The organism is Nocardia sp. NPDC052001 (assembly GCF_040680615.1).
Taxonomy (GTDB): Bacteria; Actinomycetota; Actinomycetes; order Mycobacteriales; family Mycobacteriaceae; genus Nocardia.
The window spans coordinates 13,787-26,961 of the sequence record NZ_JBFAXC010000003.1; the positions used below are offsets into that span (position 1 = coordinate 13,787).

The window sequence follows — 13,175 nt, forward strand, 5'->3', positions numbered from 1 at the left end:
TGACCCGTAGCATCACTGGTCATGACCACCGCTATACCCGCTGTACCGCCCGACCGCCGAGAAGCGCCGCTGCTGCTCGATACCGAGCCGCCGCGCACGCTGAGCTTCAGCGACCAGGCGGCCTTCTGGCTGAATCTCGGCGTCAGTCTGATCGGGTTCAGCGGTGCGGCCACGGTGCTGCTACCCAACGGGCACCCGCCGCTGTCGATCGCGGGCGCGTTGCTGGCCACATTGGTCGGCACCGTCGCCGGTATCGCCATGGTCGCCGGAACCGGAGCCGTCGGCACCCGCACGGGTGCGCCCGCCATGGCGGTCCTGCGCGGGCTCTTCGGCACCAAGCTCTCCTATCTGCCCACCGCCGCGAACATCGTGCAGTGCATCGGCTGGGGCGTTTTCGAACTGACCGTCATCGCACTCGGTGTCTCCGCGCTCACCGATGACCGCGCTCCGCACGCGTTGGTCATCATCGCGGCGGGCATTCTCTGCACAGTCATGGCGATCTGGCCGCTGCGCGTACTGCACATTCTGCGCAAGTACGTCTCGATCGCGGTCGGCATCGCGCTGGTGTACTTCACCATTCAGCTACTGCGGCAACCGGTTCCGGAACTTCCGAACACCAGTTGGAGCGGATTCTTCCCCGCTGTCGACGCGACCCTCGCCGTCTCGGTGTCGTTCGTACCGCTGGCCGCCGACTACACCCGGCATTCGCGTTCGGCACGCGGCGCGGCGGGCGCGGCGACGCTGGGCTATTCCATCGGGCAGTTCTGGTGCTACCTGCTCGGCATCCTCGCGATACTCCAGGCGGGCGGGGATGTGAACCATATCTTCGACACCCTGCTCGGCGTGACGGCGGGCTGGGCATTCTTCGCGGTGCTGGTGCTGCGCGAATCGGATCAGTCCTTCGCGAACGTCTACTCCACGGCCATGTCGATCCAGAATCTGCTGCCGCGCGTGGATCGCCGACTGCTGGCATTGGGCGTCGGCGTGCTGGTCACGCTGCTGGCTCTGCCGGTGCGCGATTTCACCGACTACGGCAATTTCCTCTATCTGATCGGCTCGGTGTTCGTGCCATTGAGTGCCGTGCTGATCATCGACTATTTCTTCGGCACCAGCAGGCAAGGCTGGAATCTGTCGCAAACCGCGCCCCCTCGCCCATTCATGCTGTTGCCCTGGATCATCGGCTTCGTGGTGTACCAGCTGTGCAATCCGGGCTCGGTGCCGTGGTGGGCGAACCTGTGGACAAAGGTCCAGGACGCCATCGGCTTCCACCCGCAATGGTGGTCTTCGGCTTCACTGCTGTCGTGGCTCGCAGCGGCTTTCGTCACCGCCATCCTGGTGGTCGTCCAGCGCCGGCGGGCCTGACCCGATGACCCGGGACCGCGTCTTCGGCATGGGTCAGGAAGAGCTGGTCGCCCCCGACTGGCCACCCCTGACCCCGCCGGAGATCGCGGCCCTGCTCGGCCCCGACGCCGTCATCGAATGGCGCAGTCCCCGGCCGCTTTCCGCGACGGCCCGGGTCCGCACCGCGGACGGCACATCGGTCATCGTCAAACGACTCCCTCGCACCCTGCGCGATGCGACGGCCCTCGCCGAAGAGCACGCGTTCATGGATCACCTGTGCGACAGGGGAATCCCCATCCCCGCCATCGCGCTCACCCGCGAGATCGGCGAATTCACCTACGAGGTACAGGAACTCGGCATCGGCGCGGATCTCTACCGCGGCGCGTTCTCATGGTCCCCCTACCTCTCGACCGACCAGGCCCGCACCTCCGGCCGCATGCTGGCCCGATTGCATCTCGCCGCAAGGGATTACGACGCCCCACCCCGTCCACCCCGCCCCCTACTGGCGAGCTTCTCGATCTTCTCCGCACCCGACCCGATCGCCGCCATCGAGGCCCGCGCCGCCGTTCGCCCGGCCCTGGCGGCCTTCCTCGCCACCCGCGACTGGCGCACCGAGGTGCAACGCCTGCACCTGCCCTTCCACACCCGCCTGCACCGCCTGCTCCCCCACCTGGAACCCCAGTGGACGCACAATGACTGGCACGGCACCAACCTGCTCTGGCAATCCACCGGACCCGGAGTCGAATCCCCTTCCACGGTCATAGATTTCGGCCTCTGCGACCGCACCGTCGCCATCCACGACCTGGCGATAGCCATCGAACGCTGCGCCGTCGACTGGATCTCCCTGCGCGACGGCGGCCCGGCCCACATCCAGTTCGAGCAGGTCGAAGCCCTGCTGAACGGTTACCGATCGGTCCGCCCGCTCGGTCCCACCGAGGCCGCGGCCCTTCCCGAACTGCTCCCGCTGGTACACGCCGAATACGAGCTGTCCGAGATCGACTACTTCCTCGGCGTAATACCCGGCGGCAACCCCGAGAACGCCGAAATCGCCTACCGCCATTACTTTCTCGGCCACACCGCATGGTGGGCAGCCGAAGGCCGCGCCCTACTGTCCCGGCTTCCCTGACCTCGTACGGTCGCTCAGGGGCGGTGGGCGCGGGGGTCTGCCAGCAGGTACTGGGCGGCGGCGTAGGTGGTGAGGATGACGCCCTCGGTAATGCGCTGGGAGCGGGGGGTGCGGGCGAAGATCTTGCGCAGCACGATGAGTCCGTCGGAGACCGTGAAGAGCAGAGCTCCCACGCCGAGGCGGGTGCGCGGATCGGATCCCGGGATATTCAGGCCCGCAATGGCTTTCGCGCCGGGGGCGATACCCGGATCGGAAGCCAGGGTGGCGGCCGTGCCCAGGGTTGCGCCGTAGGCGGTGAGGGGCAGGGCCACCGCCGGGGCCTTGGCCCGCATCAGGGCCGCCGCGCCGAGCCAGGCCACCAGGCGCTGGGCGGCGATCTGGGGTTGCGGGCGGCCGCCGCGCCGCCACCACAGGCGGGAGTAGCCCGTCTGCATGAGGGCGAAAGATGAAGCGCCCGCGATCAACCGGCGATCGTTGTCCGGGTCGATAAGCAGGATATCGCCGACCGTGGCGGCCGCCAGGGAGCCGAGAAGTACTGCGCGGTCGGCGGATTCGATGCCGTCGTCATTGGTGGCGATATCGACCGCGAGCAGCGGCATGAGCAAAGGCTTTGCGGCCCACTGCAATTTGTGGCGGCCGGTGACAGCGCCGAACACTGTCACGGCCGCCGCGCCGACGAAGGCGGCGCGGAACGGCCGCGGCATCAGAAGGAGGGCTCGGCCGGGGCCGGGGGCAGCACCGCCACCTGACCGGCGTACGACAGGCCCGCGCCGAAGCCGAGCAGCAGGGCCAGCTGGCCGCCCTTGGCCTTACCGGTGACCAGCATTTCCTCGATGGCGAGCGGAATCGACGCCGCGGAGGTGTTGCCGGTGTTCTCGATGTCGTTGGCCATGGGCAGATCGTCGGCGAGGCCGAGGTTCTTCTTCATGAGTTCGTTGATGCGGGCATTGGCCTGATGCGGAACGAACACCTCGATGTCCTCCTTGGCCACACCCGAGAGTTCGATGGCGCTGGAGAGCGCGCGCGGCAGCGTGACCGCGGCCCACCGGAAAACCTTGGGGCCCTCCATATGCAGCGACATCCGGCCGATGGGTTCGACCTGCGGGTCGGTGCCCTGCATTGCCTGCGCCTTGTTCATGTACGCGAGGAAATCCACATCCTGCGCGATGGCTTCGGCGTTCTCGCCGTCGCTGCCCCACACCGTCGGCGAGATGCCGTTCTCCTCGGCAGGACCGATCACGACCGCGCCCGCACCGTCACCGAAGATCATGGCGGTACCGCGATCGGTCGGGTCCAGACCGACGGTCATCGTTTCCGCGCCGATGACCAGGATGTATTCGGCGGAACCGGCGCGGATCATATCGGTGGCCACACCGAGGCCGTAGCAGAAGCCGCCGCAGCCCGAGACCAGATCGAATGCCGGAATGCCGTTCATGCCGAGGTCCGCGGCAATACTGGGCGCACCGTGCGGGGTGAGCTTGAGCCAGCTGGAAGTGCACAGCACCAGCGCGCCGATCTTGGAGCGATCGATGCCGGTGTTCTTCAGCGCGCGTTCGCCCGCCGCCACCGACATCGATCGGATCGTCTCGTCGCCGCTGATCCACCGCCGGTTGTGGATACCGGTGCGGTCGAAGATCCACTCGGGGGTGGAGTCGAGCGTCTCGCACACCTCGGCGTTACTGACGATGCGCTCGGGCCGGTAAGCACCGATGCCGAGCATCGCAACATTCTGGGGACCCTTGTTGATTGCAATGCTCACCACAGGTGACTCACACGACCCTTCACAACAGCAGTTCGACAACGTTGTCGGACATAAGACCAACAACAGGCTAACTCAGGGCGACAGTTCAGCCCAGCGCCAGATCCTTCAGCCCGAGAATCGAGCGGTACTCCAAACCTTCGGCCGCGATGATGTTGTCGGCGCCGGTTTCGCGATCCACCACGGTGGCCACGCCGACCACGATGGCTCCGGCGTCACGCAGTGCTCGCACGGCGGTGACCGGCGAGTTTCCGGTCGTGGTGGTGTCCTCCACCACCAGTACGCGCTTGCCGACGATGTCCGGGCCCTCGATCTGCCGCTGCATGCCGTGCGTCTTGGCGGCCTTGCGGACCACGAAGGCGTTGATGGGACGGCCGGGCGCGTGCATGACCGCGGCCGCGACCGGGTCCGCGCCCATGGTGAGCCCGCCGACGGATTCGAAATCCCAGTCCGCCACGAGTTCCCGCAGCAGTTTGCCGATGAGCGGCGCCGCCTCGTGCTGCAGGGTGGCCCGGCGCAGGTCCACGTAGTAGTCGGCTTCCTTGCCCGAGGACAGGGTGACCTTGCCGTGTACGACGGCGAGTTCACGTACCAGTTCGGCCAGTCTGTCCCGGTCGGTCGTCGTTACCTGCATTGCTGTGTCTATGTCCTTCCGCGTGCGTTGAAAAAGGCCCGATTCAGGCGGGTCACCAGGGACCGCGGGATCAGTCCGGCGACCGCGGCGATCGCTTTGTACTGCATGCCGGGCACACTGATCACCCGGTTCTTCTCCAGATCCGCCAGTGAGCAGGCGACCACCTGATCCACCTCCAGCCAGAGCGGCCGGGGAAACGATTCGGTCGGCAGACCGGCACGTTCATGGAATTCGGTGTGGACCAATCCCGGGCATAGAGCCTGCACCCGGACGCCGGTCCCGGCCAGCCCGCTCGCCAGCCCTTGCGAGAAGGATACGACGTACGCCTTGGAGGCCGAATAGGTCGAGCCCCTCCCGGGTATCAGCCCGGCCATGCTGGCGACATTCACCACGGTTCCGTTGGCGGCGTGCAGCATGGGCGGCACGGCCGCGCGGGTGAGCTCGACCACCGCGGTGACGTTCACGTCGAGTTGCGACCGCAATGTCTCCGGCGTGGCTTCCCAGAACTCGCCGGAGAGCCCGAATCCCGCGTTGTTGACCAGGAATTCGACGCCTTCGGCCAGCCGGGCGGCCACCCGCTCCCGGTCGGCGGCCACGGCCAGATCGGCGGGCAGCACCTGTGCCCGCGCCCCGAATCGCACCTCGCAGTCGTGCGCCAGCGCGGCGAGCCGCTGCTCATCGCGCGCCACCAGCACCAGGTCGTAGCCGAGCGCGGCCAGCCGGGTGGCGTACGCCTTACCGATTCCGGAGGTCGGCCCGGTGATCAAGGCCACCGGCCGATGCGCACCGGGCAGGCGCGCGGCGCTCATCGGCAGCTCGGCGCTCGGGGACAGCTCGGGAGAGCTCTCGGTCATCGGCAACCCATCATTCGCACGACTGGTGAACGGTCGGCGATGACCGGGACAGCGCAACCATTCTGGCCCCTCGCACGCGGGCCCGAGGGCAGTACCCGTGCAATTGGCCGCGTCTCGACGGTTTCGGCGGATCGAACCGATCGACCGCCGCGCATCACCTCGGCGTCGGACCCTGATACGGGCGGAAGCCGGGGTGGAAGGGGCCGCCGGGCGGGGCGCTGCGGCCCTGATCCTTGCGCCAGCCTTCTTCGGGTTCCTCGTCGCGGCGGGGCTCGGCTTCGTCCTCGGGCCAGTCGTCCTCGGCGGCGGGGCGGCGCGGGGCGTCCTCGGCGTCGGCCCAGTCGTCGCCCTCTTCGGCGGGAGGCCAGTTGCGGCGCGGGCGATTTCGCGGATCCGGCACGACTTTCAGTGCGGGACGCCAGTTTTCGGGCTCGCCCTCACCTTCGCCACCGGCGATGTCACCGAGCAGGGGACTGAGTTCGTCGTCATCGGCCTCGATTTCGGCCGCGCCGGGCGGGCGGGTGCGTCCCCGGCCGCGCTCGAAATCGCCGTCCTCGTCGTAGCCGTCGTAGTTCTCGTCCTCCGGAACCGGGTGCGAGCGACCGGGTTCGGGCAGTTCATCGCGGCCGCGTTCGGAGTTGATCACCGGCGGCAACACGTGCAGCAGCCCGGACAGGCGCAGCACGGCGTCGATCGCCATCTCCCAATCCTTGGCGACCGAACTCACGTGCAGCATGCCGAGGGTCCAGTTGCCCTCACTCCACAGCTGCTGCACGGTATCGGGCAGCGATTCGATGAACGCCACCATGCGCTGATCCACCGCGTGCCGGGCGATGTCCGGATTGGTCGCGAAGACCACCCGATCACCAATGGCGCCAAGCATTTCCAGATCGTGATCCTTGGGCGGGGCGGCGGTCTTCATGCGCAGATCGATATCGATGTCCGAGCCGATCTGCCGGCGCACCGCGACCAGGGTGGCGGCGTCCTCCAGATCGAAGAGCACGAACTTCTCGCCCTTGCGATTTCCGGACACCACATCCACCGCGGACAGGTACCCGAGTTTGGCCAGCGCGCCGCGCCGCCAGGTGGAGGCCAGCGCCGGTTCCACCGAAACATAGGTGTACCCCTGGGATTTCGCCCAGACCTGGCGCACATGCCCGGTGCGCTGCCGTTGCAGCCGATCGAAATAGAGCAGCACGATCGCACCCACCAGCGCGATCGCCGCCAACCCGAACCATATAGCCGTCATCGCCGCCTACCCTATCCAGCCGGGCGGGGGTATGCCCGGTATGCCTGCACTCATCGGGTTCCGCCGGGCAATGACGTGCTGATGATGAGCTTGGCCTGGATCGCTCCGTCGGCGGCCTTATCGCCCTGCACCATCACCATTTCACCCACCGGTATATCCGCCACCTTCGTACTTCCGAGCGAAATGACCTGCGTCCGTTCGTCGGTGTGCACGGTCACCGTAGTGCCGGACAGTGTTGTCATGGTGAGGGTGGTGCCGTCATTGCTCGCGACGGTGCCCATATTCGCGCCGAGTGAGTCGATATCGCCGAGGCCCGGAATCTGCGGAATACCACTGGGCAGCGGCTGCGACGAGGTGTTCCCGGGCAGGTTCGGCATCGGGAAACCGCTGGTGCGGGTGGTGGTGGCGGCCGCGGTATCGGATGAATCCTTGTTCGCGAGAAGCGCTCCCAGCAGTACCCCGGCGATGGCGACGAGTACGAAGGCGGCGATGCCCACACCTATCCACAGGCCGGTCTTGCGCGGCGGCTGCGGCGGGGCGGGCTGCTGCGGGAATCCCGCGGGCTGATAGCCGCCGGGCCCACCCGGATATCCTCCGGTCTGCCCGTAGCTCAGTCCGCCTTCGCCGGGCGGCATCTGGCCGTATCCGGCCGCGCCGCTCGGGTCGTAACCCGCCGGGTTCGGGGTGTAGCCCGGTGGATAGGTGGCGGTGGGTGGGGCGTAGCCCGCGCCGCTGTCGTATCCGCCCCAGCTGGCGTCGTACGGCGGCAGCACCCGGGTGGCTTCCGGTCCTTGCTGCTGCCCGAAGTATTCGGTGGGCGAGATGTGCTCGCCGCCGCCGTGGTTGTCCGCGACTTCCGAGGAGTGCCCGACCTGTTCGGCGGGGTGCTCGACCTTTTGGGTCGGCTCCTCCCCCGGGCCAGGTTCAGGCCGCCGCGACCATGGATCGCTCGGAGTTGTCATGGCCTCCAGCCTAAGCTGCCGGACTCCTGCGGGGCTTGAACTCGACCGAGCGGTTCCGAATCGGCCATCTACCGGCAAATGAAAATGCCGCACTTTCCACAGCGAAAAGTGCGGCATTCCCGTTTTTCCGGACTAGCGGCCGACGATCAGACTGTCGCCGTCCGGGGTGACGTTGACCTTCACGGTGTCCCCGTCCTGCACCTCACCGGCCAACAGCTCCTTGGCGAGGGTGTCGCCGATGGACTGCTGGATCAACCTGCGCAGCGGACGCGCACCGTAAGCCGGATCGTAGCCACGCACCGCGAGCCAGAACCGGGCCGAATCCGAGACGTCCAGCTTCAGGCGACGCTGGGCGAGCCGCTTCTGCAACTGGTTCAGCTGGATGTCGACGATCTCCTCCAACTGCTCCTCATCGAGCGGATGGAACATGACCACATCGTCGAGCCGGTTCAGGAACTCGGGTTTGAAGGCCGAGCGCACCGCGTTCATGACCATCTCGTTCGACCCGCCCGCACCCAGATTCGAGGTGAGAATCAGGATGGTGTTGCGGAAGTCGACCGTGCGGCCCTGACTGTCGGTGAGCCGCCCCTCGTCGAGCACCTGCAACAGGATGTCGAAGACATCCGGATGCGCCTTCTCGATCTCGTCGAACAGCACCACCGCGTACGGCCGCCTGCGCACCGCCTCGGTGAGCTGGCCGCCCTGGTCGTATCCGACGTAGCCCGGGGGCGCACCGACCAGGCGAGCCACCGAATGCTTCTCGCTGTACTCGCTCATATCGATGCGGATCATGGCGCGCTCATCGTCGAACAGGAAGTCCGCCAACGCCTTTGCCAGCTCGGTCTTACCCACGCCGGTGGGTCCGACGAACATGAACGAACCGGTGGGCCGATTCGGATCGGCCACGCCCGCCCGGGCCCGGCGCACCGCATCGGACACCGCCTGCACCGGCGCCTTCTGACCGATGACCCGGCGGCCCAGTTCGTCCTCCATCCGGAGCAGCTTCTGGGTCTCGCCCTCGAGCATGCGTCCGACCGGAACACCGGTCCACGCCGAGACGACCTCGGCGATATCGTCCGGGCCGACCTCCTCCTTCAGCATGACGTCACCGTCGGACGCGCCCTTGGCTTTGGACTCGGCCTCGGCAAGCTCCTTCTCCAGCTTCGGGATTCGCCCGTACCGCAGTTCGGCGGCCTTGCCCAGATCGCCGTCGCGCTCGGCGCGCTCGGACTCTCCGCGCAGATCCTCCAACTGCTCCTTGAGTGCGCTCACCGAATCGATGGCCTGCTTCTCGTTCTGCCAGCGGGTCATCAGCTGATTGAGCTTCTCGCGGTCGTCGGCGAGTTCGGAGCGCAGCTTCTCCAAACGCTGTTTGGAGGCTTCGTCGGTCTCCTTGGCCAGGGCCACCTCCTCGATTTCGAGGCGGCGCACGGCCCGTTCCACCTGATCGATTTCCACGGGGCGGGAATCGATTTCCATGCGCAGCCGGGACGAGGCCTCGTCGACCAGGTCGATCGCCTTGTCCGGCAGGAACCGGGAGGTGATGTACCGGTCCGACAGGGTAGCGGCGGCGACCAGCGCGGAATCGGTGATGCGCACGTGATGGTGGTTCTCGTAGCGCTCCTTGAGCCCACGCAGGATGCCGACGGTGTCCTCCACCGACGGCTCGCCGACCAGCACCTGCTGGAAACGGCGCTCCAGGGCCGGATCCTTCTCGATGTGCTGCCGGTATTCGTCGAGCGTGGTCGCACCGACCAGGCGCAGTTCACCGCGCGCCAGCATGGGTTTGATCATGTTCCCGGCGTCCATGGCGGATTCGCCGGTCGCGCCGGCGCCGACAATGGTGTGCAGCTCGTCGATGAACGTAATGATCTGTCCCGCACTGGATTTGATCTCCTCGAGCACGGCCTTGAGCCGCTCCTCGAATTCACCGCGGTACTTGGCTCCGGCGACCATCGCGCCCAGGTCGAGCGAGACGAGTTTCTTGCCGCGCAACGATTCCGGGACGTCGCCCGCGATGATGCGCTGGGCCAGTCCCTCGACGATGGCGGTCTTGCCGACGCCGGGTTCGCCGATGAGCACCGGATTGTTCTTGGTACGCCGGGACAGCACCTGCACCACGCGGCGAATCTCGGTGTCGCGCCCGATGACCGGATCCAATTTGCCGTCGCGGGCCGCGGCGGTGAGGTCGGTGGAGTACTTCTCCAGCGCCTGGTAGCTGCCCTCGGGATCGGGGCTGGTGACGCGGGTGTTGCCGCGCACGGCGGTGAACGCCTCACGCAGCGCGTCCGCGGTCGCGCCGTATTTGAGCAGCAGTTGCGAGACGTCCGAATCCCCGGCGGCCAGGCCGACCATGAGGTGTTCGGTGGAGACGTATTCGTCGCCCATCTCGGTGGCCAGCCGCTGCGAGGCGGTGATGGCCGCGAGCGCCTCGCGCCCGAGTTGCGGTTGGGTGGTGGCGCCGGTGGCGCGCGGCAGCCGGTCGACAATGTCCTGCGCTTCGCGCCGGACCGTGGCCGGATCTACGGCGACGGCCTTCAACAGGGGAGCGGCGATGCCGTCGGTTTGATCCAGCAACGCCACCAGCAAGTGCGCCGGACGGATTTCCGGGTTGCCCGCGGCGGAGGCCGCCTGCAATGCGGCGGTCAGGGCCGCCTGGGTCTTGGTGGTGGGATTGAACGAGTCCACGTTCACCTTCCTACTAGTCGCTTACTCGAACCAACGCGACAGGAGTTGAGTCTGTTCCGCTCAAGTCTGACGAATTTCCGGTGCGACCACCAGTGCCGAAGGTCCCCGTTAGGCTACTCGCCACGAACAAAACCGAATGGCCTGAATCACACCGGTTCCACGGTGACCCTGCCTACGATGAACCGGGTTCGTTGACGCATCACCCGCTCATCCCAAGCTCGGACATCCGGACGAATGGAGCAGCAATGCGCGCGATCGTGGTTCGAGAATTCGGCGGCCGCCCCGAGACCGCCGATATGCCCGTCCCCGAAGCCGGACCGGGTGAACTCAAGATCGAAATCGAGGCCGCGGGCGTCAACCCCTTCGACCAGCGCATCATCGACGGCTTCCTGGACGGCAAACTGCCGCACGACTTTCCGCTCATCCCCGGCGTGGACGGCGCGGGCCGGGTGGTCGGCATCGGCGCCGATGTCACCGATGTCGAGATAGGCGAACGCGTGGTCGGCAAATGGCTCAATCCGCCGCTCGGGCACGGCACCTTCGCCGAATACATCGTGGTGCCCTCGACCTCGATCATCGCCCGGATACCGGACGAGGTGACCTCCATCCAGGCCGCCGCCCTGCCCACCGCGGGCATCACCGCGCTCGATCTCATTCACGCCGCGAAAGTGGCGGCCGGGCAGAGCGTGCTGATCGTCGGCGCGTCCGGCGGCGTCGGCTCCTATCTGGTGCAGCTCGCGGCACTGGCGGGCGCGCACGTCATCGCGACCGCGCGGCCCGACGACACCGATCGGATGATCCGGCTGGGCGCGACCGAGGTGGTCAACTACGGGCGGATCACCGTCACCGACTCGCCGACCCACGCCGAGGGCGCGCCGCTCTCGATCGCGGATTCGGTGCGGATCACAGTGCCCGCCGGAGTCGACGTGCTGTTCGATCTGGTGAGCCCGCCGCCGCTGTTCGCCGACAACGCGAGTGTGGTCAAGTCCGGCGGTGCGGCGTACACCACCGTCTGGTCCGCCGACGAGGAAGCGCTCAAAGCGCGCGGCATCACCGGCGGGAACTTCGAATCCAGCGGCGGCGCACCGGAATTGCGGGAACTGCTGCGCGATGTCGGCAATGGCGATCTGGTGGTCCCGATCGACAACACCCCGCCCCTGGACGCCGCCCCGGAAGTTATCGGCGCCTCCGGCGCACGTGGCAAGACGGTGTTGGTTATCTGAACCCCCGGTGCGTCGCCGCCGTCCGATCACCGGCAAATTCACAACCCTCGGCTATATCCGTGCGACCACGGTTTTTTCAGGGATACTTGACGCGGAGGACCGCCTGGAACCAGGCGCGTCCGGGGTAGTAGCAAGGAAAGGAAAGCTCGACGTCGTGGATGCGCGTTCAGCAGCGCTGGTCCGCGCAAACTTCCGGACAGTCGTCGAGGCCCCGCACGGGCCCGAACGACTGATCAGCGCGTTCTACGGTCACCTATTCGCGGAGATCCCCGCCCTGCGGGAACTCTTCCCCTCCGCCATGGATATGCAGCCCAAGCGGCTGGTGACGGCCGTGCAGTTCGTGCTCGACAATCTGGAGGATTGGGACCGGGCGCAGCGATTCCTGGAGCAGCTCGCGCGCGATCACCGCAAGTACGGTGTGGAGGCGGCGCATTACGACATTGCCGGTCGTGCGCTGCTCGCCGCGTTCCGCTCCTATAACGGGGTCGGAAATTGGAGCAGGGAGCTGGAGTCCGGGTGGCGCGATATCACCATCCTGATTTCGGCGTCCATGGCCATCGGCGCGAATTCCGATACGTCACAACCGTATTGGGAGGCGACCGTGGTCGGGCACCGGCGGGTGGTCGACGATCTGGCCATCGTGCGGCTGCAATCCGATACGCCGATCCCCTATCAGGCGGGACAGTATGTGCCGGTGGCGATTCCGCAGCGGCCCAAGATGTGGCGGTATCTCTCGCCCGCGATTCCCGCCAATCAATACGGCGAGATCGAATTCCACGTCCGCAAGGTGCGCACCGGGTGGGTGAGCCCGGCCATCATCAATGAGACCAAGGTCGGCGACCGCTGGATGATCGCGTCCCCGCTGGGCGGGCTGCACGTGGATCTGCGCAGCCGCCGCGATGTGCTGATGATCAGCTCCGGCACCGGGATCGCGCCGATCCGGGCCCAGCTGATCGAGATGGGGCGGCGCGGTATCAATCCGCGCGTGCACCTGTTCATGGGCGGGCGCTACCCGTGCGATCTGTACGACGTGGAGAACATGTGGCAGCTCTCGCAGAGCAATCCGTGGCTCACGGTGATCCCGGTGTGCGAGAACGAGACCAACCCGTGGTGGCATCCGTACCCGCCCGCGGATCCGCCGTTCGGCATGCACCGGCGGCTGATCGGTAACCTGGGCGCGGTGGTGGCCAGTTTCGGCGCGTGGGCGGACCGGCAGATCCAGATCGCCGGGTCGGCGCGCATGATCGCGGACACCAAACGGGCCCTGCTGGCGGTGGGCACACCCGAATCGGCGATCAACTCCGATCCGGTGTGAACCGGAATCCCGGCCGCGAGCGCG

General features: G+C 67.0%; 11 protein-coding genes. 4 read left to right on the forward strand and 7 right to left on the reverse strand.

Features of this window, described 5'->3' with window-relative positions; all coding sequences use genetic code 11:
* Positions 1-21: 21 nt before the first annotated feature.
* A complete protein-coding gene (locus tag AB0L82_RS15555; protein WP_364636231.1) occupies positions 22-1,362 on the forward strand; it encodes a cytosine permease in 1,341 nt (446 codons plus the stop codon).
* 4 nt (positions 1,363-1,366) lie between these two features.
* Positions 1,367-2,467, forward strand: a complete 1,101-nt coding sequence (locus AB0L82_RS15560; protein ID WP_364636233.1) for a phosphotransferase — start codon at positions 1,367-1,369, stop codon at positions 2,465-2,467.
* A 14-nt stretch (positions 2,468-2,481) separates the two neighbouring features.
* Here AB0L82_RS15560 and AB0L82_RS15565 read toward each other — a convergent pair whose 3' ends face one another.
* From AB0L82_RS15565 to clpB, 7 genes are all read right to left on the reverse strand, one after another.
* Positions 2,482-3,171, reverse strand: a complete 690-nt coding sequence (locus tag AB0L82_RS15565; protein WP_364636236.1) for a lysoplasmalogenase — start codon at positions 3,169-3,171, stop codon at positions 2,482-2,484.
* A complete protein-coding gene (locus AB0L82_RS15570) occupies positions 3,171-4,229 on the reverse strand; it encodes a beta-ketoacyl-ACP synthase III (protein WP_364636238.1) in 1,059 nt (352 codons plus the stop codon). Before AB0L82_RS15570 ends, AB0L82_RS15565 begins: the two co-directional genes overlap by 1 nt.
* A gap of 85 nt (positions 4,230-4,314) precedes the next feature.
* Positions 4,315-4,860 carry an orotate phosphoribosyltransferase gene (gene pyrE, locus AB0L82_RS15575; protein WP_364636241.1) on the reverse strand — a complete coding sequence of 182 codons (546 nt, stop codon included), beginning with the start codon at positions 4,858-4,860 and terminating at the stop codon, positions 4,315-4,317.
* Positions 4,861-4,868: 8 nt separating this feature from the next.
* A complete protein-coding gene (locus AB0L82_RS15580; protein WP_364637890.1) occupies positions 4,869-5,669 on the reverse strand; it encodes an SDR family oxidoreductase in 801 nt (266 codons plus the stop codon).
* Between the two features lie 199 nt (positions 5,670-5,868).
* Complete coding sequence (locus AB0L82_RS15585) at positions 5,869-6,963, reverse strand: hypothetical protein (RefSeq protein WP_364636243.1); 1,095 nt, start codon at positions 6,961-6,963, stop codon at positions 5,869-5,871.
* A gap of 50 nt (positions 6,964-7,013) precedes the next feature.
* Positions 7,014-7,925, reverse strand: coding sequence for a DUF5666 domain-containing protein (locus AB0L82_RS15590; protein ID WP_364636246.1), 912 nt, complete (start codon positions 7,923-7,925; stop codon positions 7,014-7,016).
* 132 nt (positions 7,926-8,057) lie between these two features.
* Complete coding sequence (clpB, locus tag AB0L82_RS15595; protein WP_364636249.1) at positions 8,058-10,613, reverse strand: ATP-dependent chaperone ClpB; 2,556 nt, start codon at positions 10,611-10,613, stop codon at positions 8,058-8,060.
* Positions 10,614-10,858: 245 nt separating this feature from the next.
* Between clpB and AB0L82_RS15600 the strand changes: the two genes are divergently transcribed.
* Both AB0L82_RS15600 and AB0L82_RS15605 read left to right on the forward strand, forming a co-directional pair.
* A complete protein-coding gene (locus AB0L82_RS15600) occupies positions 10,859-11,836 on the forward strand; it encodes an NADP-dependent oxidoreductase (RefSeq protein WP_364636252.1) in 978 nt (325 codons plus the stop codon).
* 154 nt (positions 11,837-11,990) lie between these two features.
* Entirely contained in the window at positions 11,991-13,151 is a 1,161-nt protein-coding gene (locus AB0L82_RS15605) for an FAD-binding oxidoreductase (RefSeq protein ID WP_364636255.1), read from the forward strand.
* Positions 13,152-13,175: the final 24 nt, after the last annotated feature.

What these genes read in the sequence shown, in the direction of transcription:
- AB0L82_RS15590 (WP_364636246.1), bottom strand. Translation starts at nt 7,925, where the DNA reads ATGACAACTCCGAGCGATCCATGGTCGCGGCGGCCTGAACCTGGCCCG.
- AB0L82_RS15585 (WP_364636243.1), bottom strand. Translation starts at nt 6,963, where the DNA reads ATGACGGCTATATGGTTCGGGTTGGCGGCGATCGCGCTGGTGGGTGCG.
- AB0L82_RS15555 (WP_364636231.1), top strand. Translation starts at nt 22, where the DNA reads ATGACCACCGCTATACCCGCTGTACCGCCCGACCGCCGAGAAGCGCCG.
- pyrE (WP_364636241.1), bottom strand. Translation starts at nt 4,860, where the DNA reads ATGCAGGTAACGACGACCGACCGGGACAGACTGGCCGAACTGGTACGT.
- AB0L82_RS15560 (WP_364636233.1), top strand. Translation starts at nt 1,367, where the DNA reads ATGACCCGGGACCGCGTCTTCGGCATGGGTCAGGAAGAGCTGGTCGCC.
- AB0L82_RS15600 (WP_364636252.1), top strand. Translation starts at nt 10,859, where the DNA reads ATGCGCGCGATCGTGGTTCGAGAATTCGGCGGCCGCCCCGAGACCGCC.
- AB0L82_RS15580 (WP_364637890.1), bottom strand. Translation starts at nt 5,669, where the DNA reads ATGAGCGCCGCGCGCCTGCCCGGTGCGCATCGGCCGGTGGCCTTGATC.
- AB0L82_RS15565 (WP_364636236.1), bottom strand. Translation starts at nt 3,171, where the DNA reads ATGCCGCGGCCGTTCCGCGCCGCCTTCGTCGGCGCGGCGGCCGTGACA.